This window comes from Nocardiopsis sp. MG754419 (assembly GCF_018207095.1).
Lineage (GTDB): Bacteria > Actinomycetota > Actinomycetes > Streptosporangiales > Streptosporangiaceae > Nocardiopsis.
The window spans coordinates 15,627-39,144 of the sequence record NZ_QOCZ01000026.1 but is presented as its reverse complement, the minus strand read 5'-3'; the positions used below and the strand labels follow the sequence as shown (position 1 = coordinate 39,144).

Sequence of the window (23,518 nt, the reverse complement as noted above, 5' to 3'; positions counted from 1 at the left end):
ACCAACGGCAGGCAACCGCGCCAAGGGAAAATCCCTATATGCCCCCCGATCCCCCGCCACCATCTGTCAGGACATGGACGCTCGCGCGCGCTGGCCGGTCCCTTCTCCACGCTGCGGCGCTGCTCGCGAGCCTTGCGGTGGTGGTCAGGACGCTCGGTGCGGTCTCGCTCATCGCAACCGGGGCCGCAGCGGCCGCCCTACTGGCCCTGATCGCCTGCCAAGTGCCCCGCCGCGACGGCTCATCCCTCATCCGTGTGCCAGGACCCCTGCTGGTCATCGGAGAGATCGTGCTTTTCGCCGCCGCGGCCTGGGCCGTCTGGCCCGCCCCGCCCGCCTTCGGCGTCATCGCGCTCATCGCGGCCGACATCCTCGCACGGGTGCCGACTTGGAGCAGGTTGGTGAACGAGAGTCCAGATCGCGTGGGAAGAATTACCGCCCGCGTCGCGGCCGCCGCGACGGCCACGGCGGTCTTCGCCGGAGTACTGTCGCCCTGGTACTGGTCCCCGGCAGCCGGAGCCACTCTGTGCCCGCGACCCACCGTGCAGCAGGGCGCCGACGACACCTGGCCGGACGCACGCCCGCTGGACCAGCGGGATGCCGGGCACGAGGACTCGCCGATGCTGGACGCGGCCGAGGAGTTCGAGGGCAACGCGGCCTTCGGAAAGGCCGCCTGGTGGGTGCCGCACTGGGGCGAAGTCGCCACCGGCAACTCCACCTCGGTGGTGATGGTGGATGTGGACGGTCTCGGTGTCTATGACGCCGCCGGCGGCCAGGTGCAGTGGACGCTGGAGGCAGGGATCGACGAGGCGTTCGGCAGGACGGGCGACGATGGTGAGCGAAGGATCCATGGCGACCGCGTGCACGCCCTCGGCGAGACACTGCTCGTCCGCCTCAACCATGATCAGGGCCGAGGCCGACTCGGTCTTTCGCGCGATGCCCTGCTCGCCGTCGACATGCAGACCGGAGATCGGCTCTGGTGCGCCACGGGCTTGACGAACATCGATGTCGACCTCTCCACCCCCGACCGCGTCGCGGTCTTCGACACCGCCTGGAGCCTTCTGGACATCGCTGACGGTCGCACCGCGGGTACCTTCGACGTCGACTCGACCCCTCTGGCAGACGTGACGCTGGTGGAACCCAGGGGTGTGCTGTCTCTTTCTGCTGACACTCCCACCGAGCAGGCCGTGCTGGGAGCCGGTCGGCTCGTCCTGACCAGGGGGCCGGCCATTGCCGTCTACGATTCGGTGGACGCACGCCTCATCCATGAGGCGACGCTGCCCGCCCCACGCGCGAACGCCGACGGTGATGCGCACGCGGTGTACAACGTCATCGTCGATGAAACAGCCACCGTGGTGGAGATCGACACCTACAGCTCTCCCTACGCCCGGAAGTGGGGGGCTACCACGCTGGTCGATTTCGACCCGGCCGGGGAACAACTCTGGCGCCGTGAGGCCCCTGACGCCGACAGTGGCCTGTCGATCGTGATCGGCGACACCCAGCACTCCGGCGTCCCCCAGGTGTTCGGCGGGGTCTTCGTCCTGCGTGACAGAAATGCGATCCACATCAGCGACGGATCCGATGCGTGGCAGCCGGGGGAGAGTGTCGCCCTGGCTTCCAACAACCGGCAGGCCGTGCGCGAGGGGTTCCTCTATGGTGGCACCAAGACTGACGGGGAGTGGGTCGTGTCCGCGATTGACGCCCGAGACGGCAGCATCATTCTCGGCCCTTTGGGCGCGAACCAGTTGGAGCAGGGAGCGGCCGCCTTCCTCAGCCACACATCGCTGCCCACCGGGGACGTCTTCGCTCAGACACCTTCGATCCGCCCCGCGGAGACAGTGATGTTCGGACTTCCCACTACCGTGGAATGAACCGTCGATCCGGCGCCGCTGAATGAGCCCACCCGCCGCACCCACGCCTCTTGTGTGTCGCTTCCTGGCCTGGCCGGCCGACGCCGCCCCGGCCGGGGGCGATCCGCTCGCCGAGGCGCACGTGCGCCTTTGCTGCCCGTGACCACCGCCCCACCTCAAGACCGTACCCGGACGGACCCCGGCCACCGCCAACGCGCACTTGGTCGCCCTGCACATATCGGGGGTTGAGGAACATCCGGCCCATGATCGAGCCGCGCTATTCCTTCTCTCGGGGTCGGGACGTGAGGAGCAACGGAACAGGATCGTGCGCCGGATCGTTGATGGGAAATGTGTGCCCTGGTCAGTGGTCCTTACCTTGGTGATCGGTTCGGTTCAGCTGTTCGTAGGGTTGGACCGTCCGAGGGGTGGGAGGTGTGGCCTTCAGTGGTCTGCCGCCCATGGCTTCTTACGACTGGCCGCCTCGCATCCTGCGACGACTCGGCCGCGGATTGGGATTTGCGAACAGATCGCTGTGTAAGGACCTGCCGGCGAGGTGGTCTGCGGGCACGACGGAAACGAGCGCCGGAGGAGCGATGGATCGCATGTGGGCCGGGGTGGACATCGGCAAGACGCATCTCCATTGCGTGGTGATCGACGCGCAGGGCAGACACCTGATGTCTCGCCGGGTGGCCAATGACGAGCCCGACCTTTTCACCCTGATCGCCGATGTCCTGGGCCTTTGCCACGAGACGACCTGGGCTGTGGACCTCACACACGGCGGAGCGGTCGTGCCTACCGAAAGCATCACACCTCCTCATGCTCATGTGTCTGACTCCGGCGCCCCACGGACGCTGGAGGGCACGCCACCAGAACACGCTGGCACCACGAACACCACGACAGAGCAGTCCACAATCGGTTTGAAAAGAATGTAGGACGATCCCCCTGAAACCTCCCCGAGGTGTCCGAAGACCGGGGTAATGTTCTTTGCCCGACCATTTGCCGGCCGCCAGCCCCCGCTCCTTGCCCGGCCCCCAGTAAGGAGAACCCAGTGAACAAGACCGGATGGATCGCCAGCGTAGTCAGCGCTGTCGCGGCGCTCGTCGTCGGCTTCGGTCTCGGATGGGTAGGCAATCAGGCTTACATCTCTGCCAGCATCCAGGCCGCTTTCGAGGACACCGCGGACGAGTTCGATACTGCTGACGTTTCCGGGGACATGGAGGCAATGGAGGACTACGAGGACAACCCCCACGAGGTCTCTGCGGAGGAGCTTCCCGAGGCCGTGCCGATGTCGGAGTCGGCCACCGACGGCATCTGGGACATCACCATCACCGGTATTGAGCGCGCCGCGTCGGTGTCCGGCTCCTACTCCAACGCCGTCGCTTCGGACGGGTGGGAGTTCGTCATCCTCGACGTGGAGCTCGTCAACGCCTCCAGCGCTCCGCAGACGCCGGAGATCGACAACTCTGAGATCACTGACACGGACGGCAGTCGGTTCGCCTACCACAGCGATGCCGCGATGGCCTTGGACGATGACGACGTCCTCTACACCGACGTTAACCCCGGTGGCACCGCGCAGGTGCGCATCCCCTTCGAGATGGAGACCGGCGCCGGACTCGGCATCGGCTTGCTGACCGCCACGTGGAGCGACACGGGACAGACCGCGGCCATCGAGATCACCGAGTAGGCCCACACGCGGACGCTCCGACCCGTCTCAGAGGGGGTCGGAGCGTGTCATTCTCCGTGTTGCCCGAGGTGAAGGTCGAGGCACTGTTTTTTGATCGGGTGAGATCGCTAAGCCAGCTCCTGATCGAGGCCACCTGCACGGCCCCGTCGAAGACCGCGGCCCGCTTGTCATAACGGGTCGCGACCGCCCGGTTCTGCTTGAGCAGGTCGATCGCCCGCTCCTGTCTTGTACCGGGTGTGGGGGAGACTGCGAGGCGTGTGCGGGATCGCCTCCCGTCATTCGTGAGGAACAGGTGTCGCTGGATGTGGGGTGAGTTCCGGGTCTATGCGGTGCCGCCGTTCCTAGTAGGTGAGACCCACGGGTCGAACTTCTCGGCCGACTTTGCGCGGTTCGGAGCGAGCCCGTCAGGGCGGGCATGGCTGCGCTGCGAGTGGAGGGCATGGTCCCGCTTCGGCCTCACCTTGGTCCCATCGGTTCTTGGAATCTTTTGAGCTGAGGCCAAGTGGCTCTATGACGAGGGATTATTTTGGTGTATTCAGCAGGATGAGAACCTGCGGTAACCCGATGAAACCGACACTTCGCGCCTCTATGTTCCGCATAATGCGCATCCTCCCGACGCACTGATCCACGCCGTGCCACGAGCCGACGTCCAGGGTCGGAACCGCCGAGCACGAGTGGAGCACACAGCTGGTTACCGCACCTGTTCGTCCGGTGGCCAGGTCGACCCTGAGTAGGCCCGGCTGTGCGCATCTGGTGAGCGGGGGTGATCACCTGAGGGGGCCTGGTTCTCCGGCTCCGATAATCAGAATGAAAGCGGCCGTCCTGCCTTTCGACCGAACCTGGCCAAACAGCTTCGGTCGTTCGCGAACACTGCTACGGTTCTGCTCTCCCAGTGGGAATCAGTCTCCGCTTATCGCAGTGTGGAGGAAATGCTACGTGGTCGCGAACACCCAGCAGGACAAAGCGAAATCTCTGAGGCAACTACACGGCAACGGCGTCCTCGTCCTGCCCAACGCGTGGGACGCCGCCAGCGCCGCCGCGATCGCGGCGGCCGGTGCCAAGGCGATCGCCACGACGAGTGGCGGGGTCGCCTGGTCGCTCGGCCGCCCCGACGGTCAGATCCTGACCAGAGGAGAAATGGTCGAGCAGGTCCGGCGGATCGCAGGCGCGGTGGACGTTCCGGTCACCGCGGACGTCGAGGGGGGTTACGGCCATGCTCCTGGGGACGTGGCCACGACCATCGAGGCCGTCGTAGCGGCCGGAGCCGTGGGTGTGAACATCGAGGACTCACACGCACCCGGTGGCCCCTTGTTCACTGCGCAGGAGCAGGCGGAGCGACTGCGTGCGGCGCGTACCGCGGCCGAGCGGGCCGGGCTCGCCGATCTCGTGATCAACGTGCGCACTGACGTCTTCCTGTTCGGTATCGGCGAGGCTCACGGGCGGCTCGACGATGTGGTCGCTCGCGCCTCAGCGTACGCCGAGGCCGGCGCCGACAGTCTGTTCGTTCCCGGATTGGTCGACCTGGACGTCCTGACATCGCTGGTCGCGTCCACCCCCTTGCCCGTCAACGTCATGGCGGGCCCCGGCGCGCCGACCGTCGCCGAGTTCGAGGCCGCCGGGGTGCGCCGGGTGAGCTTGGGTACCGCAGTGGCTCAGTCGGCCTACGCTCTCGCCGAGCGCGCCGCTGTCGAGGTGCTGTCCAAGGGGACCTACGGCGAACTCGACCAGGCACTCGATTTCGGTACCTTGAACGGTTATTTCTCCTCCTGATCCGGAGTTCGAGCGGTCACGCCGAGTGCGGTCGGCGTGACCATTCGTATCGTTAATCGCGATTGATTGTCCGTCTCGGTCATTCCTTTCGTTCAATCGCCTCATTGAGTTGAATCGGACACATCAGCTCAGCCGAGGAGATACAAGCGAATGACGACCATACGAGTCCAGCCGAACCCGGCCGGAAAGAGTGCTCTGGAGGGGGTTCCCGCCTCTACCGCCGCGGAGATCCTGGCCCGCGCCAAGGCCGTCGCGCCGATGCTCCGTGAGCGAGCGGTCGAGATCGAGCACGAACGACGGTTGCCCGCCGATGTCGTGGAGGCACTGCGGAGCACCGGGGTGTTCCGCATGGGGTTCAGCCGCGCCTGGGGCGGCCCCGAACTCGATTCCATGGAACAGACCGAGGTCATCGAGGCGCTCTCCTATGGAGACGCCGGGGCCGGTTGGTGCGCCATGATCGGCTCGGACTCCGGATTGTACGCTCAGTTCCTGGCGGAGTCGGTCGCCAAGGACATGTTCGCCAGTCTGGACATGAGCACCGCAGGCCTGCTGTTCCCGACCGGGCGCGCGGAACTGGTTCCCGGCGGGTACCGATTGACGGGTCGCTGGCAGTTCGGCAGCGGCATCACGCACGCCGACTGGGTGATCTCCGGGGCGTTCGTCTACCGTGACGGAAAGCCCGAGCCCGGCCCCGACGGTGACCCGCACGACTCCAAGCTGTTCTTCGTCCCGCGCTCAGACGTCGAGGTGATCGACACCTGGCACACCACCGGCCTCGCGGGCAGTGGTAGTTGCGACTACGCGATCACCGACGTGTTCGTCCCCACGGGCCGAATCGTCACCTTCGACACCGTGCGCAACGGAGAAGGCCCGCTCGCGCAGCCCGAGGTGCATATGCGCAATATGCCCGGAGTGGCGCTCGGCGTCGCCCGCGCCGCGCTGGACCATGTCCGGGGCATCGCCTCGACCCGCGTGAGCCCTGTCTCCGGCGCCATGGCCGACGATTACCGAACCCAGGTCACCATCGCCGATTGCGAAGCGGACTTCGCCGCCACCCGACACGGGGTCTACGCCGCCCTGCGCAGACAACACGAAGTGCTCAGCGCGGGAAAGGCCCTTGAGGCCCTCACTCCGAACGAGCGGGCGGCCCTCCCGCTTTCCCGTCGGCACGCCTTCCAGACCGCGCGGTCGATCGTATCGAGGCTGTACGACCTGCTGCAGACCGGTTCGATCTACCAGCGTTCCCCCATGGACCGATGGTTGCGGGACGTCAACACGATGTGCCAACACGTCGTCGCCCAAGACCGCATCCTCCAGTCCGCCGGTGCCTATCTGCTGGGCGGTAAGCCCTCGTTCGCGCTCTCGCTCGGCATAACCGGTCCCGCCAAGAAGGATTGACCCCGCCAGGTCCGCCGCAGCGCTTGCTCCGATGCTCCGGACCCACACTCAGCCCTGCCCTCTTTCCTCCCCCGGTCCTGTTCTTCACGGCCCCGTGCACACCGGGACCGAGTCCGCGGCCGTTATCGGCCGCTGGGGCCGAACGGCCCCAGCATCTCTGCCAACGCACCCTCCCAAGAGTCAGGTGACACTGTGACCGAACAGCACGTTGAGGTTCTGATGATCGGCGCCGGGCCATCGAACCTGGCGCTCGCGGTAGCGATCGAGGAATCCGGTTTCGACCAACTGGCCGAGAGCACCCTGCTCCTGGAGCAGCACCCGGACATCAAATGGCAGCGCAACCTGCTGCTTCCCTGGGCGCGCAGTCAGGTGTCCTTCCTCAAGGACCTCGTCACCATGCGCAATCCCCGGAGTCGGTTCTCCTTCCTGAACTTCCTGCACGAACAGGGGAAGCTGGACGACTTCGTCAACCTGTCCACCTTCAACCCCTACCGGTGGGAGGTGTCCGCTTACCAGCAGTGGGTCGCCGATAGCCTCGACCACGTCCGGATCCGCTACAACGCCCGCGCCGAGCGCATCGCCCCGCGCCATGGTGAGGACGGTTCCATCATCGGGTGGACCGTCACCTTGTTCGGCGGTGACACCATCGAGTGCCGCGACCTGGTCGTCGGCGCGGGCCGCGACGCGCACGTTCCCGAGGCCTTCCGTGGTCTGCCCGCGGAGCGGGTCGTGCACAGCACCCAGTACTCCGATCGGATCGCCGCGTTGCCGGAGACCGAGCGACCCAAGCGGCCAGTGGTCGTCGGCGGAGCGCAGAGCGCCGCCGAGATGTTCATGGCGCTGCACAAGGATGCTCCGGACTCCGCGCCGACGCTGATCATGCGCTCCATCGGCCTGCAGGACTACCAGACGAGCAAGTTCGGCAACGAACTCTTCTACTCCTCCTTCATCGACGAGTTCTACACGATGTTGCCCGAAGCGCGGACCCAGGTCCTGGAGGAGATGCACCAGACCAACTACGCGGGGTTGGCGCCGCCTTTCCTCGACGAGCTCTACTCCATGATCTACCAGCAGAAGATGCTGGGGCAGAAGCGATCCACGGTGACGCCTCTGGTGGATGTCGTCAGCGCCCGCATGGACGGCGACGAGGTCGTACTCGATCTGCGCGACCGCAAGAGCGACAAGGTCGCCCCGCTCCGCTGCGACATGGTGTTCCTCGGCACCGGCTTCGACTCACGGATGCCCGCACTGGTGCGCGATCTTGCCGACCGCGTGGGGCTCGACGCCCTCAACGTCAGTCGGCGTTACCGCGTCGACCTCGGCGACTCCGCCTGGGGTGCGGTCTATCTGCAGGGTGTCAACGAGCAGACACACGGCATCGCGGACTCTTTGATCAGTGTGCTGGCCCATCGGTCCGAGGACATCACCGCCGACCTGCTGCACCGCCGCGAGACCGTCGACGTCGGAACGGAGGTGTGAGACGCATGGTGGAGATCCGCAACCTGCGGCGTGACGACCTCACCCGGGTGTACGGCCTGGACTCCCAACGCCTGAAGCCGTGGCCCGCTCTCAACGCCCCCTTCGAGGGCGCCTGGTGCATCCTGCGCTCCGGCGACGAGTCCACTCCGCACTCCCACCACGAGTACGAGATCTTCATCGCCGTGGCAGGCAGCGCCGAACTGGACGTGGACGGCGTACGCCACGATTTCGCCGCCGGCGACATCGCGCATCTCCCCCCGGGCTGTATGCACAAGGTCGTCAACCAGGGCCCGGAGGACTTCGAGTACTACGGCATCTGGTGGGACACCGAGATGACCACGGAGTTCGTCACCAAGCACCAGGGACGGTCCGCATGAGCAGGACGACGCTCATCATCTCTCCGGCGCCCACCGCCAACGGCGACCTGCACCTCGGGCACATCGCCGGGCCGTTTCTCGCCTCCGACGTCCACGCCCGCTACCTGCGGTCCACCGGCCGCGACGCCCTCCTGGCCACGGGTTTCCAGGACACCTCGACCTACGTGGTGACCACCGCGCATCGGCTCGGGATCCCGCCCGAGCGGCTCGTCGCGCAGTCGGGGGAACAGATCAGCTCGACCTTGACCAGCGTCGGCGTGGACGTCGACGGCTACACCGGCGACGAGGACCGGTTCGTCACCACGGTCCTGGAATTCATGGGGCGGCTCCACGCAGCAGGCAAGTTCGAGTTACGAACGATGACCTTCCCGTACTCCCCGGCGACCGGCGAGTACCTCGTGGACGGGTTCGCCAAAGGCGGTTGTCCGCTCTGTCTCACCGAGGGGTGCGCCGGGCTCTGCGAGAGCTGCGGCCACCCGATCTCGGCGGGGGACCTGATCGACCCGAAATCGACGCTGGATCCCGAGGAACCCGTGGAGCTGCGCGAGGCGAGCGTGCTCGTGCTGCCGTTGGAGCGCTACCGCGAGCGCATTCGTGAGCACTTCGCGGAATTCGGCTCGGCGATGCGCCCGCATATGGCTCAGACGATCGGGCAGATGCTGTCCCGGCCGCTCCCGGACTACCCGGTCACCTACCCGACTTCATGGGGCATCCCGGCACCGTTCCCGGAAGTCCCTGGCCAGAGGATCAACCCGAACGCCGAACCCGCGGCATGGAGCCTTTACTGCGGTCTGCTCGCGTCCGAGCGAGGTGGGACACAGGCCGCCGACGACGGGCTGTTACTCACCGGGGCGGACACGAAGGTGGTGTACTTCCTCGGCTTCGACAACACCTACCCCTTCGCCATCGCGGCGCTGGCGATGCTGCTGGCCACGGACGGGCGATATCTGCTCCCCGAGGAGTTCGTCACCAACGAGTTCTACGAGCTGGACAACGCCAAGTTCTCCACCAGCCGCGGACACGTGGTGTGGGGGCACGACCTGGTCGCCGAGGTTCCTCGCGATCTGGTCCGTTTCCACCTGGCCGCGACCAGCCCGGAGAACCAGCGAACCGACTTCAGCCGGAGTGCGCTGGCGCGGGTGACATCCTCGCGTCTGGTCGCCCCCTGGAACCGGATCGCCGACAAGGTGGACCGGCTCATCGGCAGCGGGCCCTTGCCCGTGTCCGAGCGGTCGCGCGCCGCCGCCGCACGGATCGCCGAGCGGTTCGCCGCGTGCTACGAGCTGGAATACTTCAGCCTCACCCGGGCGGCGGACACCCTCACCGACCAACTGAGCCGACTCGCGCTGTGGCCCGTGAAACCGGGGCAGGAGGGCGACTACTGCCATGAGGTGGACACGGTACTCCGGTGCGCCGCGCCCCTTCTCATCGATCTGGCCGAGAAGGCGCTGCCGGACACGCGCATCGGAGCGGGTGGAGAGACCATGTCGGTCGTCCCGAGGGTCCTGCCTCGCCTGACCGGATGGGCGGGATGAGGTGAACGTCGGCACGCTCTCCCGACCTCCGCTCCAGGGTCAGGACCAGGGCCAAAAGGTGGTCATCGTCGGTGCCGGCGTCACCGGACTGGTCTCCGCCGTCCGATGCGCGCTCGCCGGACACCAGGTGACCGTGCTGGAACGGGGCGCCGTCCCTGACCCGGGATCGACCTCCTTCGACCAGCACCGGGCTCTGCGAACAGTGAACCCCACCGACCCGGAGGCCACCCGGCGGCTGGCGGAGACCCACCACCGCTGGCTGGAATTGGAGCACCTCCTGTGCGGGTCTGCGCCGCGCGCCGGGTTCTACCGCCGGGTCGGCGTGCTGACCGGATGGCCGGCGGCAAAGGCCGCGGCGGCCGTCGCCGTCGGGGCCGACGCCGGACTACCTGTCGAGGTGGTCGCACCGGACGCGTACCCCCATCTTCGTTTTCCTGAAGGCGGTGCCGTCCTGCGGGAACCCCACGCAGGAGTGCTGCTGGCCGACCGGGTGCTGTGGGCGGCGGCCGGGTGGCTGCGCCGTCACCCCGCCGTGCGGCTACGACCTTGGTGCCCGGTGTCCTCGGTCGACGCCGACTCGGGCCGGGTCACCCTGGCCGACGACACCGTCGAAGAGGGAGACCTGGTCCTCGTCGCCTGCGGGCCGTGGTCCAGTGCTCTCGTGGACACGCCGACCGTGACGTACCGGCAGACCATGGTCTATCTCCGCGCCCCCGATGAGGTGGCGCGCTGGTGGGACACCGCTCCCAGTGCCGGCCGGATCGGTACCCGAGGCGACGCCTGGATGCTGCCCTCCGGAGACGGCACCCTCGTGAAAGTCAGCAGCAGCACGGCCTGCCGGCAGGTGTCCGGTGTGGATGACGAGGACGACGAAGACGAGCACGTGTGGAGCGCGCGGATCCTGGCGGCACAGCCCTTGACGGACATGGACCGGTACACGGTCGTCGCGGTGAAGCGCTGTCACTACGCAGTCGACACCCACACTGCGGGCGCACATCTCGCGCAGGTGGGCCCCGCCGTCTGGGCGCGCGCCGCCAGCGGCGGCGACGGATTCCGCACCGCGCCCTTCGTCGCAGACCACATCGTCGGTGCGCTGAGCAGGTCGCAGCCACCCCTCACAACGACAGGAAGGAACCCGAGATGAACGATTCCCAGAGTGTGCTTCTGGTGATCGGCAGCGGACTCAAGCTCTACCGCGAGTACCTCGTCCGGTCCGCCGCGGCGCGAGCCCACGCTGCGGGGCACCGGCTGGTGCTGATCAACAACCTTCAGCCGACCTGGCAGCACGAGTACTTCGACGAGATCACCGTGGTCAACGTGTTCGACCACGACCTCCTGGGCCGGACCGCCCGGGGGATCGCCTCACGGTACACCGTCGTCGGAATCCTCTGCTGGGACGAGCCTTTGGTGATGCCCGCCGCTGAACTCGCAGCGGAGTTCGGAGTGCCCGGATTGAGTATCCCCGGGGTGCGGGGCTGCCGCGACAAGTACAGTGCGCGCACCCGGCTGACCGCGGGAGGGCTGTTGCAACCCGGCTTCGCCATGGCGGCCGACCTGAGCGAGGCCCGGAGCGCCGCCGAGCGCATCGGCTACCCGGTCGTCGTCAAGCCCCGGGCGCTCGGCGCGAGCATGGGCGTCGTCCTGGCCCGCGACGAACGCGAACTGGTGGAGGCCTTTCAGGTCGCCTCCGACGCCAGCCTGGTGGGCGACGAGCCTTTCCGCGGCGGCGCCATCGTCGAGGAGTACGCGGTCGGCCCCGAGATCAGCATCGACAGCGCGCTGCACAAGGGGGAGTGCCTGCCGATGTTCATCGCTCGCAAGCGCACCGGCAGCCACCCCTACTTCGAGGAGACCGGGCACGTGGTCCACGCCCACGATCCCCTACTGAAGGACCGAGAGCTGCTCGACACCTTGGCCGAGGCACACCGAGTACTCGGTATCGAGGACGGCATCACCCACGCGGAGGTCCGGCTCACCGAACGCGGCCCGTTGATCATTGAGATCAACGGCCGGGTCGGGGGCGACCTGATTCCGTTCCTCGGAATGATCGCCACGGGTATCGACCCCGGCGAGGTCATGGTGGACGTTGCCCTGGGACAGCGGCCCGACACCGCCCGGCTCAGAGCGGGCGTGGTCGGTATCCGCTTCGGCTACCCCGACCACGACTGCCTGGTCCGCGCCGTGCACGTACCCGAGGATGCGCCCGGACTGGTCACGGTGTCCGCCATGGTCGCCCCCGGGACCACACTGCGGCTGCCTCCGGGCGGCTACATCGCCCGCCACTCCTTCGTGGTGTGCCAGGCCGACGACGTCACCACCTGCGAGGAGCGCCTGACCACGGCGAGCGCCATGATCGTCGTGGACGCCGACGAGATCGCCCGGAAATCTCCGGGCTCCGTTCTGGAGATGCCGACCGGGTTGCTGGACGTGGACGCATCATGAACTACGAGGGCAGGCTGTTCCAGAAGGTGGGCGCGAACGACGGCGTCCTCTCACGCTACCGCCAGGACGGCGACCTGGTCTGGGCGGACTTCACCGGTGGCAAAGTACGGCGCGGCACGGTCAACGGGACGTGCGCGGCCGACGGCACGCTGCGACTCGCCTACACCATGGTGCTGGACTCCGGGGAGGTGATCTCCGGGTACACCGTGAACGTGCCCCAGCCTCGGCCCGACGGACTCCTCGTGCTCCGGGAACAGTGGGAGCGCTATGGCGAGAACGCCGACAGTGGGGTCTCCTACCTGGAAGAGGTCGCGACGCCTTCGTTCTCCTCAACGCAGACGGGAGCTCGGACATGACGCGGTGGAACCGACTGCGCGGTCTCGTCGACGGTCGGCTGCGACTTCCCGGCGACACCGGTTTCCGCGCGCGCAGCACACCCTTCAATGAGCGCTACCGAGACGTGACCCCTGCCGCAGTGCTCTCCGTGACAGGGCCCGCCGACGTGGGCAGAGCGATAGCGTGGTCCAGAGACTGCGGTGTACCGGTCGTGGCCAGGGGCGGAGGTCATGGCTACGCCGGCGGCTCCGTCAACAGCGGCCTGGTGCTCGATCTGAGTGGCATCGACGGCGTGCACGTGGACCCGTCGACGGCCCTGGTCACGGTCGGCGGTGGTACCCGGATGCGCAAGCTCTACAGCGCGCTGCGAGCGCACGAAATGACCCTTCCCCTGGGCAACTCGCATGACGTCGGCATCGGTGGGCTCGTGCTCGGCGGCGGCGTCTCCGTCGTGTCCCGAGCGGCGGGGCTCACCTGCGACGCCCTCGTGTCCACCGACGTCGTACTCGCCGACGGTAGGACCCTGACGTGCAGTGAGACCGAGAACTCCGATCTTTTCTGGGCGTGCAGGGGTGGAGGGGGCGGCAACTTCGGGGTGAACACATCCTTCACCTTCCAGGCGCGGCCGGTGCCGGCCACCTCCACCTGCCTGGTGTTGTGGGAGCGGCCGCACGCGATCGAGGTGCTGGCCGTCATGCAGGAGGTCATGCACCGCGCGCCCAACGAGTTCTCCGCGCGCATCGGGATCAGCCGGTCAAGGGACGGAGACGACGTGGTCTCGGTCATCGGGCAGCACCTGGGACCGGCGCACGAGCTGCGGGAAATGCTGGCCCCAGCGCTGTCCGTGGCCCCGGCGACTCGGGCGGACATCGAAGACCGTACCTACTGGGAGGCCGCAGACTACCTCCACCATACGACCGCAGGCGGCGCGTTCGCCGTGCGGACCCGGTGCACCCCAGGCCCCCTGCCCGAGGAAGGGTTGCGCACCATCGTGTCCGCTCTCGACAAGTGGCCGGGCAGCGCCAACCCGGACGGTGCCGGGGTGGCCCTGTTCACCTGGGGTGGGGTGATCAACGACGTCCCTGTCGAGGAGACGGCCTTCCCCCACCGGGAGGCGCTGTTCCTCATCTCGATGGACACGTCGTGGCGGCCGGACGAGTCGCCGAGTGTCGAACGGGACAACCTGGAGTGGTTGGACGCCCTGTACCGGAACATGGGGGAGTTCGCCACCGACGCCTCCTACCTCAACTTCAGCGACCCGGATCTGGACGACTGGCGTACCGCCTATCACGGACCCAACGCGCAGCGGCTCGCCCAGGTCAAACGCCGCTACGACCCTGACCGGATCTTCTCCTTCGCCCAGGCGATCTGACCTGTGGCCGCGCTCCCAGGGTCACCCCTCCACATTCCTGCGGGACGCTCTGCCCCGGAAGCGGCGCCGTTGGGCCCGAAGGTGCCGATATCGAAAGGAGCGACCGGCATGTCACCCGACCTACGTGGGGTCATGCGCAACTTCGCCACCGGCGTGTGCGTAGCGACGACCTACAGCGACCAGGCCGACGGTCGACACCACGACGCGGTCACGGTCAACTCCCTGACCTCGGTCTCGCTCGACCCACCGCTGGTGTCGCTGTGTCTGCGGCTGGACTCGGCGTTCCTGGCCGACCTGTTGGCCACCAAGAAGTGGGCCGTCTCGATCCTGGACAGCCGAGCCCGGGATGTCGCCGGGGCGTTGGCACGGGACCGGGCATCGCGTTCCCGAGCGATGGACACTCTGGCCGCCTCGCCGGGGGCGAACACCGGTGCTCTGGTGCTGGACTCGGCGAGCTGGCTGGAGTGCGTCCTATGGGACAGCTTCGACGCGGGCGACCACACCATCGCCATCGGTGAGGTCGTCGCGGTGGACGAACGCCGATACGGCCCGGCCCTGGTCTTCCTGCACGGCCGCTACCGTTCGCTGGACGGTGCCGGCGTGGTACCGCGCTAACCGCACTCGACCACGGCACCAGTGACAAGCCCGGCAAGGTGCAGATGCCGAAGAGAACCTCCGGTGCGGTGGAGACGGCCCTCCACACCACCCGGAGGTCCTCGTGGCCCACGCCGGTGGCGCTCGGCCGTCCACGACCGCGCTCCCATCATCGAACACGTCCGTGTTCCGGGCCTTCCCGCAGCACGTGCGGGCAGCGGCCTGGGCATCCACCATCAGTGCGCCTGGTCATGACTGCACCGCCGCGCCGGCGAGGGCCAGAATGTGCGGCCGGCAGGACCAGTGGACCACACCGCGTCTCCACCCGTTCCTCGCCGCCGAACCCGCGCCCCGCACCACCACCTCCCTCGCCCGGTCGAGCGCGACTCACTCGCCGGCATCGCGCCTGTCGTCATCGTGATCGCCGACGCCACGTGCGTCAGGCCACCTTTCCGTGTGCCGTTCGGGTCCGACCTTCGAACGAGGGCCGGGGCACCCTCTTGGTCGGTGTTCGCCTTGGAGTCGGCCGTCCCTTCCGCCCGGGTAGGCGCACGAGACGCGTCCTGAACATCCCGGTGGCCGGCGCCCGACGGTGAACCGTTGTGGACCTCCTGGTCGCTGCCTGATGCAGTGCACGACACCACGACGGGTCGTAGCGGCGGCGCGCGCACCACAGATCGTTCCCCCAGAGGAGCGGACACCTGTGTCGTCCGTGGACTCGTCCGGAGCTCCGGTCGCAGTCCGCCCGGACCACCTTCGGGTGAGACCTATTCGGCCTGGCCGTAGCAGTTCTTTCGGGCCTCGAGACTGGGCGGCCATTCTTGGAACAGTCCGCTCTTTCGTGGCTGTCGGAAAGCGGTGCGTCACGTTGAGTGTGATTCGAATAGGTCACGCATCGACGACTCTGAGAAATCGCCCCTGGTTGTTCCGTGCCGGTGCTCCGGATTCGGGAGTCGGAACGACAAAGACATTCTGTCGTCGTTTCGTGTCCCTTCGTGAACGTGAGGGAACGGAGTCGAACGTCGCGATCCGAAATTCCGGAAAAAGCTCGATGCGGGATCGATTGGAGGTCGGGCGATCCCACCACGGATTCGGGTCGGGGTGGACGTCGCGCGCCTCCGAAGAGGCGCGGCGAGCTGCGGTGGTCCTGCGGCCCGCCCGCATGCTCGACTCCGCCGCCCCGTCCTCGTCCCCTGCGCTTTGGCCGACGCTGTCCGCAGGCGGCCGGACTCGGCCGCCTCCGCGGCGGTCGCCTACGTGATCTGGCAGGGGCCCGCGCCGGTGCGCCTGCGCCGCGTGTCGACGCAGTTCAGCGCGGAAAGAATAATGAAGATCCGAGAAGTCAGACGCACATGGAAGGAAGGCCGTGTTGTGAACAACGAGTAGAGGGTGCGTTGAGAGGCGCGTGTGAGAGTTGGCCGGTTGTGGCCATGGAAGCTGGTCGCGCAGCAACTCTTGTCGAAGGGTTGATTCTTTGGTTCGATCAGCCCTGTCGATCAACTCTCGCGTCGACTTCAATAAACTGTTGTGCGGCGAGTCCCTTTGGCTGAGGTGACTGGAGGCAGGCATCCGTTCCATCCGAAATGTTAAGAGAGCATTAAGCTTGATTGTCGCGGAAGGGATCGCAGTGTGGCCAGACCAGAGAAGCCTATCGATGTCAGCGGGGGCAGGGTGGCTGTCTTCGCGAAAGAGCTGCGGCAACTCCGCGCGCAGGCGGGAAACCCGACCTACCGAGAGATGGCCCGATTAGCACTCTTCTCTTCGTCTGTGCTGTCGAGCGCGGCCAGTGGCATACGTATGCCGACCCTGCAGGTCACCCTCGGGTTCGTCGCTGCGTGCGGCGGGGACCGAGAGGTGTGGCGGCGGCGCTGGATGCAGGCCGCGGACGTCGGCGATTCCGGCACCGCCACGAGGCCCCGGCCCAAGCCCACGTCCTCCGCTCCCGAGATGCCCGCACCGGCCCAACTACTGTTGCGCCCTTGCGGTTTCATCGACCGGCGAGCCGAACTGGACCGTCTCTGTCGTGAACCCGCGGGGACCCCCGTGGTGATCACCGGGTCGTTCGGCACCTGCAAGAGCGACTTCGCCATGCGCTACGCGCACCGCATCGCCTCTGAGATGGTCGATGGTCAGTTGTACGCGGACCTCGGGCCGCTGACCGGTACCGCCGCGGATGTCGGAGACGTGCTGGACGGATTCCTGCGGGCCCTCCGGGTGTCCTGCGACCTTCTGCCCGACAACGTGGATCAACGCGCCGGCCTGTATCGCTCCATCCTCGCTGAGAGGAGGCTGCTGGTGGTGCTGGACAACGTGCGCGAGGAACAGCAGGTGCGGCCGCTACTGGCCGAGACGCGGTACAGCGTGACAGTACTGGTCAGCCGGACGCCGCTGCTCTGCCTGGGCGATGTTCGTCGCGTTCGGCTCAAGGCGCTTTCCCGCGCCGACTCGCTGGCGGCGGTCCGCGCGGCCGTGCCCGAGCGGGCCGAGAACGAGCCGCGCGAGCACGCTCGGCTCGCCGAGCTGTGCTGCGACATCCCGCTGGCCCTGGACATCACGCTGCGCAAGCTGGTCTCGAGACCGGATCTACCCTTGCACAGGGTGAACTCCTGGCTGCTGGATCCCTGCCGAGCCTTGGACTGGCTGTGCGTAGGGGACATGTCGCTGCGGGCTTCCCTGAACACGGCATATCGCGAGGTCAGCGAGGCGTCCGCGACCCTACTCGGACGCATCGCGAGACTTCGGGTCCACTACGCCCCGGGCCCCTCCGCGCACGATGAGGTCGAACTCGCCGAGGAGTTGGTGGAGGCGGGTCTACTGCACCGTGGTGACCAACCGTTCGTTTACGAGGTCGACCGGTTGGTGAGGGCGTTCGCCTTCGAGGCCTCCGCGCGACCACGCGTCCCCGCCGCGCTCCCGCTGTAAGTCGACCACTCCGCGTCGATCCACGTCGCCGACCGCCCTGTCACCGTGGCGGCGGCGCGGCCGGAGCCCTCGGCCAAACGATCGGTCGAGCGCCGGCGGCCGGCATGGAACGAGAACTCCTCAACCGTCGGACCGGAACGTGGCGCGATAGGTGCTCGGCGCCACGCCCAGCGTCGCGCTCATCTGCTGGCGCAACGCTGCCCCGGTGCCGAAGCCCGAATGGCGGGCCACCTGGTCGATGCCCAGGTCAGTGGTCTCCAGCAGATGCCGGGCTCGGTCAACCCGCTGCTGCGTGATCCATTTGCGCGGGCTCAAGCCCGTCTCCTCGCGGAACCTGCGTGTGAACGTGCGGGTACTCATCTTGGCCTCGGCGGACAGGGTGCGCAGGTCCAGTGCATTGGACAGGTTCTCTAGCGCCCAGTTCCGTGCCCTGGCTATTGAGGTGTCGGACACTTCGGGTATCGGGCGCACGATGAACTGGGACTGCCCGCCAGGGCGCCAGGGCGGGACGACGCACCGGCGCGCAGCCATGTTCGCCACCCCGCTGCCGTGGTCGTCCCGCACCACCTGGAGGCAGAGGTCCACCCCGGCGCCGACGCCCGCTGACGTGAGAATCGGGCCCTCGTCGACGAACAGCACATCGGGGTCGAGCTCGACATGTGGGTAGAGCCTGCGGAAACCGTCCGCGTGCGCCCAGTGTGTGGTGGCGCGGTACCCGTCCAGCAGCCCAGCCGAGGCGAGGATGAACGCGCCCGTGCAGATCGACATGATCCGCGCTCGGCCTTGGGCCGCGGTCACCAAGGCGTCGCGCACCGCCTGGTCCAAGGTCCCGTCGGTCATCACCGGTGAGCTGTAGTGCACACCGGCCACCAAGACGATGTCCGCCTCTGCGAGCAGATCCAGGCCGCGCTCGGGTGTGACGGTGAACCCCGCGTTGCTGCGCACCGGCCGGCCACCGGGTGTGCAGATCCGGACCCGGTAGAGGCGTTGCTCCCGCTCGTCCATGGCCGCGTGGAAGATCTGCGCGGGCATCCCGAGGTCGAACGCGACGACGTCGTCCAAGGCGAGCACGGCGATCAGGCGGGGGCGACTCATGGCCCGATTCTTCCACAAGATGGCCCTTCAGCTACTCGCGAGGCTCAGAAGCATCGAGCATTCTTGCCGAGTGGTGAGAAACAAGCATTTACTACCGTGGATGATCGCCGGGATCGGCTTTGTCGCGCTCGTCGGCGCAGCCGGGTTCCGGTCAACTCCGGGCGCCCTCGTGGGCCCGCTCCAGGACGAATTCGGGTGGTCGACTGGAACTATCGGCTTCGCTATATCGGTCAACCTCGCGTTGTACGGCGTGACCGCGCCGTTCGCCGCCGCGCTGATGGAGCGCTTCGGCGTGCGCAAGGTGACGGCCGGCGCGATGGCGCTGATCGCGCTGGGCAGCGGACTCACCGTGTTCATGACCGCGGCGTGGCAGCTGATCATGCTCTGGGGTGTCCTGGTGGGTCTGGGCGCCGGCTCGATTTCGCTGGGCTTCGTGGCGGTCATCAGCACCCGCTGGTTCCACAAGCGCCAGGGGCTGGTCAGCGGCATCCTCTCAGCGGGAGGCGCCACCGGTTCTCTGGTGTTCCTGCCGGTTGTGGCGACCCTGACCGAGTCGGACGGAGGGTGGCGGGCCGCCGCCATCGTGGTGTCCCTCGTCGCGTTCCTCACGGTGCCCATGGTGCTGCTGTTCTTCCGTGAGTACCCAGCGGATTCCGGGATCCCACCCTTCGGGGGAAGCGAGATCGTACCCCCGACGCCTCCGTCAGGGAACGCGGCCCGGATCGCCATCGACGGGTTGATCAACGCCACCCGGACGAGGGCGTTCTGGCTCCTCGCGGCCGGATTCGCCATCTGCGGAGCCACCACCAACGGCCTTGTGGCCACCCACTTCATTCCGGCCGCCCACGACCACGGTATGCCTGTTGTGGCCGCCGCCGGCTTGCTCGCGCTCATCGGTGTCTTCGACCTCATCGGTACGATCTTCTCCGGTTGGCTCACCGACCGGGTGGACCCGCGCATCCTGCTCGCTTTCTTCTACACCCTGCGCGGTATCTCGCTGTTGCTCCTCCCACAGCTGTTCGGCGAGGAGATCACCGGGTTCATGATCGTGTTCGTCATCATCTACGGCCTCGACTTCATCGCCACGGTGCCACCGACCATCGCTCTGTGCCGGGAGCATTTCGGAGCCTCGGCCGCCATCGTCTTCGGATGGGTCTTCGCCGCGCACCAGGTCGGGGCCGCCATCTCCGCTACCGCGGCCGGCATGATCCGCGACAACTTCCACGACTACGCGCCCGCGTGGTACGCGGCCGGCATCCTGAGCGTCGTCGCCGCCTTCCTGTCCATGCGGATCAAGCGTGTTCCGGCCAAGGAGGAAGCCGTGGAGAGGAAGGATCGGGTGTCGGACGAAGCCGCCGACTGATCGCTCTTCGCCCTCACACGCCCGCCCGTATAGTGGCGCCTCCATTGTTCGCCACAATGGGGGCGCCATTGTCGTGACCGCCTTCGTGAAACCGTGTCGAGTCATTTGTCCTGATTGATTGTCTCGACCCCCGAGAGTGGCGTCCAACCCGGGCCTCTGCTGGACTCTTTCCAGTGCGGGCGCCCGTCGTCCGCGCGCGTGGCATCCGATTTCACCAGACACGGAACCAGCGGAGGAAATGTGCGAACGACCGGTACGACACAGACCGTCGCCAAGCCCGAACCGGGCGATTCGGCCACGATCATCAGCTATCACGGAACCGAGCCGGAGAACGCGCTCATTCCCGGTCACACGACCGAGTCCGGCGGTGTCAAAGTGATCGCCGCCCTCTTCCGCGGCCTCGTCTCCTACGACCCGGTGGACGCCACGCCCACGAACGCGGTCGCCGCATCCATCACGACCGACGACTCCCGGGTCTTCACCATTACGCTCAAGAACGGCTGGACGTTCCACGACGGCTCACCTGTCACGGCGAGCAGCTTCGTCGACGCCTGGAACCACACCGCGTACGGGCCCAACGGCATGCAGGCCTCCGGCTTCCTGTCGCACATCGACGGCTTCGACGAGGTGAACGCCTCGGACTCCGCGGTCTCGGAGCTGTCCGGCCTCGTCGTGATCGACGAGCACACCTTCGTGGTGACCCTGAAGGAGCCTTTCGCGGAATTCCCCGTCACCCTCGGGTGCAGCGCGTTCTTCCCGTTGCCACGAGTGTTCTTCGAAGACCGGGCGGCGTTCGAGGCCCACCCGGTCGGCAACGGAGCCTTCCGATTCGTCTCCCGGGAGCCCGAGCGCAACATCGTGCTCCACCGCTACGAGGACTACGCCGGGGACGACAGGCCTCGTATCGGCGGCATCGAATTCCGTGTCTACGCCAGCTTGGAGGACGCCTACCACGATGTGGTCGCAGACCGTCTCGACTATCTGGACGTGACCCCCTTCTGGGCGTTGGAAGGGGACCGGTACCTACGGGATCTGCCCAACCGCACGCATGACCGGACCTATCTCGGAATCCAGACCATCTCGTTTCCGCTCGGCGATTCGCGCTACGCCGACCCCCGCGTGCGACAGGCGATCTCCATGGCGATCGACCGCGTCACCCTGATCGACCGGATTTTCCAGGGCCACCAGGTGCCCGCCGACGGCCTGGTCCCGCCCGCTGTCTCCGGGCGCCTCGCCGGCCAGGGTGGTGAGTTGTGCTCCTACTCGCCCGAGCGTGCCAGGGAGCTGTTCGAGGCCTCGGGGTTCGAGGGCGACATCGAGCTGACCTCCAACGTCGACTCACCCAACCAACCCTGGATGGAGGAGGTCTGCGCCTCGATCTCGGCGGTCCTGAACGTCTCCTGCCGCTTCGTGGCGATCCGCACGTTGGGGGAATTCAGGCGCAGGCTCAACGCCGGTGAGATCACGGCCGTGTTCCGCTCCGGCTGGATCGCGGACTACCCGTCGATCGAGAATTTCCTCAGCCCGATGTACCGGACCGGAGCTTCGGACAATGTGGGCGGCTACAGCAACCCCGAGGTCGATTCCCTGCTCTCGTCGGCGGATGCCGCGCCGACCAGACAGGAGGCCTGGGAGGGCTACCAGGAGGCGGAGCGCGTGATCCTGCGCGACATGCCGACCGTGCCGATCTGGTACCAGAGCACGCTGTCGGCCTGGTCCACCCGACTGCGGCACGTTCAGCCCAACCCCTTCCGCGAACTCGACGTGTACAGCGTCACGGTGGCGGATTCGGAACAAGTCCCGGTCTAAGCCTCGCGCCGCCGAATCATCGGAGCGCCGGCGAGGGATCCGTGAGCCGTTCCGGGCTCTCTCTCGGCCACTTCTCTCACGCTCAGGCTGGTCCCACCTTTCTCGAAGGAACGCACGTGAACAGTGAACTGCTCGTGTCCGACGCGGCCCATTTCCGGGTCGACTACGAGATCAACCCCTACATGCACACCAGCGTTCAGCCCGATCCTGCGGCGGCTGTCAGGGAGCATGACGCGATCGTGTCGGCGCACCTGGCGGCCGGACGCAAGGTGGAGTATGTCCCGTCGGCGCCTGAGTGTCCGGACATGGTCTTCACCGCCAACGCCGCAGTGGTTCGCGGAGACCGGGCCGTCCTGGGGAGTCCGCCGCCCGAACGCGAGGCCGAGATGCCGTACTTCCAGGAATGGCTGGAGGAGCGCGGCTACCGTGTCGTGCAGGCGCCCTACGCTTTCAGTGGACAGGGTGACGCACTGGCGGTGGGCGATCTCTTGCTGGCCGGGTACGGTCAGCGCACCGATCCCCGGATGCATGAAGTCTTGGCTCGAGAACTCGAATACGAGGTGATGCCACTGCGCACCGTGGGAGCGCGTTGGTACGACCTGGACCTGGCTGTGGCGGTCGTCAGAACCGGCGTCGGCGATGCGGGCGTCCTCGCCTACTGCCCTCGGGCACTGGACGCTCCGAGTTTGGGACGCCTTCGCGCGCTCGGGCTCGATCTGATCGAGGTGACGGAAGAGGAGGCGGAACGCTTCGCCCTGAACCTGGTCAGCGACGGCAGCGTGGTGACGATGACGCGTGGTGTGCCGCGCTTGGCCGACGCATTGCGCGAGCGCGGCCTGCGCGTGGTCGAGTTGGACACGACGGAGCTGTCCAAGGGCGGTGGCGGGGTCCGCTGCACGGCCCTGACTCTTGACAACCCGCCCGTGAAGCCGCTCTGACGGCGTCGGTTCCGTCAGGGACCGCCCTCCGGGCTTGCCGCCGTCGGCTCCGGATTCCACACATGAGGATCCCCGCGAGGCGAGGACGAGATGGTCGTGAACCCCACTCCACGGTGACCGCGCTCCATGAGGCCCTGGACATCGCCCAGACCACACGACCCGGCGGGGCCGCCTCCCTGATCGCCACCGCGCTCGAAGAACTCGACCCCCGGCGCACCACACCCCCCGTCGCGGACGTCCAAGGCCGCCTCGTCGACCGGCTCAGCCGATAGAACCTCGTGCCCGCACCCGACCACCACACCCAAGCCGAGAACCACCTCCGCGAGAAGACGTGGGCCCGCCTGGGCAACGAGAACATCGGCCGCACCGGACCGGTACACGGAAAGATCCCGAACTTCCACGGCGCCGACCGCGCCGCCCGGCTCCTGGGCCCACACCCCGGCCGGGCCGGTGCCCAGGTCATCAATGCCGACCCGGACCGAGCACAACCAGAAGTACGCCGGGCCGCCGTAGACCAAGGAAAACTCCTCTACACGGCGGTGCCCACGATCGCCACC

At 67.3% G+C, this 23,518-nt stretch carries 19 protein-coding genes and 1 pseudogene; 18 read left to right on the top strand and 2 right to left on the bottom strand.

What is annotated here, in order from left to right; all coding sequences use genetic code 11:
- Positions 1-140 precede the first annotated feature (140 nt).
- The 3 genes from DSY14_RS07935 to DSY14_RS29420 all read left to right on the top strand — a co-directional run bounded on the left by DSY14_RS07935 (position 141) and on the right by DSY14_RS29420 (position 3,531).
- A complete protein-coding gene (locus DSY14_RS07935) occupies positions 141-1,868 on the top strand; it encodes a hypothetical protein (RefSeq protein ID WP_211715821.1) in 1,728 nt (575 codons plus the stop codon).
- Between the two features lie 572 nt (positions 1,869-2,440).
- Positions 2,441-2,779: a transposase gene (locus tag DSY14_RS07930; protein WP_211715820.1), complete on the top strand. Its 339-nt coding sequence runs from the start codon at positions 2,441-2,443 to the stop codon at positions 2,777-2,779.
- Between the two features lie 116 nt (positions 2,780-2,895).
- Positions 2,896-3,531, top strand: a complete 636-nt coding sequence (locus tag DSY14_RS29420; protein ID WP_211715819.1) for a DUF4352 domain-containing protein — start codon at positions 2,896-2,898, stop codon at positions 3,529-3,531.
- Between the two features lie 103 nt (positions 3,532-3,634).
- Here DSY14_RS29420 and DSY14_RS28655 read toward each other — a convergent pair.
- Positions 3,635-3,751: pseudogene (locus DSY14_RS28655) on the bottom strand (IS5/IS1182 family transposase); the annotation flags it as partial.
- A gap of 716 nt (positions 3,752-4,467) precedes the next feature.
- On the opposite strand from DSY14_RS28655, the gene DSY14_RS07920 reads away from it, so the two are divergent.
- The 11 genes from DSY14_RS07920 (at position 4,468) to DSY14_RS07870 (ending at position 17,756) form a co-directional block, all read left to right on the top strand.
- Entirely contained in the window at positions 4,468-5,301 is an 834-nt protein-coding gene (locus DSY14_RS07920; RefSeq protein WP_211715818.1) for an isocitrate lyase/phosphoenolpyruvate mutase family protein, read from the top strand.
- A 150-nt stretch (positions 5,302-5,451) separates the two neighbouring features.
- Positions 5,452-6,699, top strand: a complete 1,248-nt coding sequence (locus DSY14_RS07915) for an acyl-CoA dehydrogenase family protein (protein ID WP_211715817.1) — start codon at positions 5,452-5,454, stop codon at positions 6,697-6,699.
- Positions 6,700-6,891: 192 nt separating this feature from the next.
- On the top strand, positions 6,892-8,178 hold the full coding sequence (locus tag DSY14_RS07910; protein WP_211715816.1) for a SidA/IucD/PvdA family monooxygenase: 1,287 nt from the start codon (positions 6,892-6,894) through the stop codon (positions 8,176-8,178).
- Positions 8,179-8,183: 5 nt separating this feature from the next.
- Positions 8,184-8,555: a cupin domain-containing protein gene (locus DSY14_RS07905; protein WP_249187500.1), complete on the top strand. Its 372-nt coding sequence runs from the start codon at positions 8,184-8,186 to the stop codon at positions 8,553-8,555.
- Positions 8,552-10,090 (top strand): class I tRNA ligase family protein, encoded by a 1,539-nt coding sequence (locus DSY14_RS07900; protein ID WP_211715814.1) that lies wholly within the window; start codon positions 8,552-8,554, stop codon positions 10,088-10,090. Before DSY14_RS07905 ends, DSY14_RS07900 begins: the two co-directional genes overlap by 4 nt.
- A gap of 1 nt (position 10,091) precedes the next feature.
- On the top strand, positions 10,092-11,234 hold the full coding sequence (locus DSY14_RS07895; RefSeq protein ID WP_307851160.1) for an FAD-binding oxidoreductase: 1,143 nt from the start codon (positions 10,092-10,094) through the stop codon (positions 11,232-11,234).
- Positions 11,231-12,532 carry an ATP-grasp domain-containing protein gene (locus tag DSY14_RS07890; protein ID WP_211715813.1) on the top strand — a complete coding sequence of 434 codons (1,302 nt, stop codon included), beginning with the start codon at positions 11,231-11,233 and terminating at the stop codon, positions 12,530-12,532. Before DSY14_RS07895 ends, DSY14_RS07890 begins: the two co-directional genes overlap by 4 nt.
- Positions 12,529-12,888: a hypothetical protein gene (locus DSY14_RS07885; RefSeq protein WP_249187499.1), complete on the top strand. Its 360-nt coding sequence runs from the start codon at positions 12,529-12,531 to the stop codon at positions 12,886-12,888. Before DSY14_RS07890 ends, DSY14_RS07885 begins: the two co-directional genes overlap by 4 nt.
- Positions 12,885-14,240, top strand: a complete 1,356-nt coding sequence (locus tag DSY14_RS07880) for an FAD-binding oxidoreductase (protein ID WP_211715812.1) — start codon at positions 12,885-12,887, stop codon at positions 14,238-14,240. The genes DSY14_RS07885 and DSY14_RS07880 overlap by 4 nt, the downstream gene beginning before the upstream one ends.
- Positions 14,241-14,348: 108 nt before the next feature.
- Complete coding sequence (locus DSY14_RS07875) at positions 14,349-14,855, top strand: flavin reductase family protein (RefSeq protein ID WP_211715811.1); 507 nt, start codon at positions 14,349-14,351, stop codon at positions 14,853-14,855.
- 1,776 nt (positions 14,856-16,631) lie between these two features.
- A complete protein-coding gene (locus DSY14_RS07870; protein WP_211715810.1) occupies positions 16,632-17,756 on the top strand; it encodes a hypothetical protein in 1,125 nt (374 codons plus the stop codon).
- A 120-nt stretch (positions 17,757-17,876) separates the two neighbouring features.
- On the opposite strand, the gene DSY14_RS07865 is transcribed toward DSY14_RS07870, so the two are convergent.
- Positions 17,877-18,851, bottom strand: a complete 975-nt coding sequence (locus DSY14_RS07865; protein WP_211715809.1) for a GlxA family transcriptional regulator — start codon at positions 18,849-18,851, stop codon at positions 17,877-17,879.
- A 70-nt stretch (positions 18,852-18,921) separates the two neighbouring features.
- Between DSY14_RS07865 and DSY14_RS07860 the strand changes: the two genes are divergently transcribed.
- The 4 genes from DSY14_RS07860 (at position 18,922) to DSY14_RS07845 (ending at position 23,233) form a co-directional block, all read left to right on the top strand.
- Positions 18,922-20,214, top strand: coding sequence for an MFS transporter (locus tag DSY14_RS07860; protein ID WP_307851159.1), 1,293 nt, complete (start codon positions 18,922-18,924; stop codon positions 20,212-20,214).
- Between the two features lie 240 nt (positions 20,215-20,454).
- Positions 20,455-22,023 (top strand): ABC transporter substrate-binding protein, encoded by a 1,569-nt coding sequence (locus DSY14_RS07855; protein ID WP_211715808.1) that lies wholly within the window; start codon positions 20,455-20,457, stop codon positions 22,021-22,023.
- A gap of 116 nt (positions 22,024-22,139) precedes the next feature.
- Positions 22,140-22,961 carry a dimethylarginine dimethylaminohydrolase family protein gene (locus DSY14_RS07850; RefSeq protein ID WP_211715807.1) on the top strand — a complete coding sequence of 274 codons (822 nt, stop codon included), beginning with the start codon at positions 22,140-22,142 and terminating at the stop codon, positions 22,959-22,961.
- 113 nt (positions 22,962-23,074) lie between these two features.
- Complete coding sequence (locus tag DSY14_RS07845; protein ID WP_211715806.1) at positions 23,075-23,233, top strand: hypothetical protein; 159 nt, start codon at positions 23,075-23,077, stop codon at positions 23,231-23,233.
- Positions 23,234-23,518 lie beyond the last annotated feature (285 nt).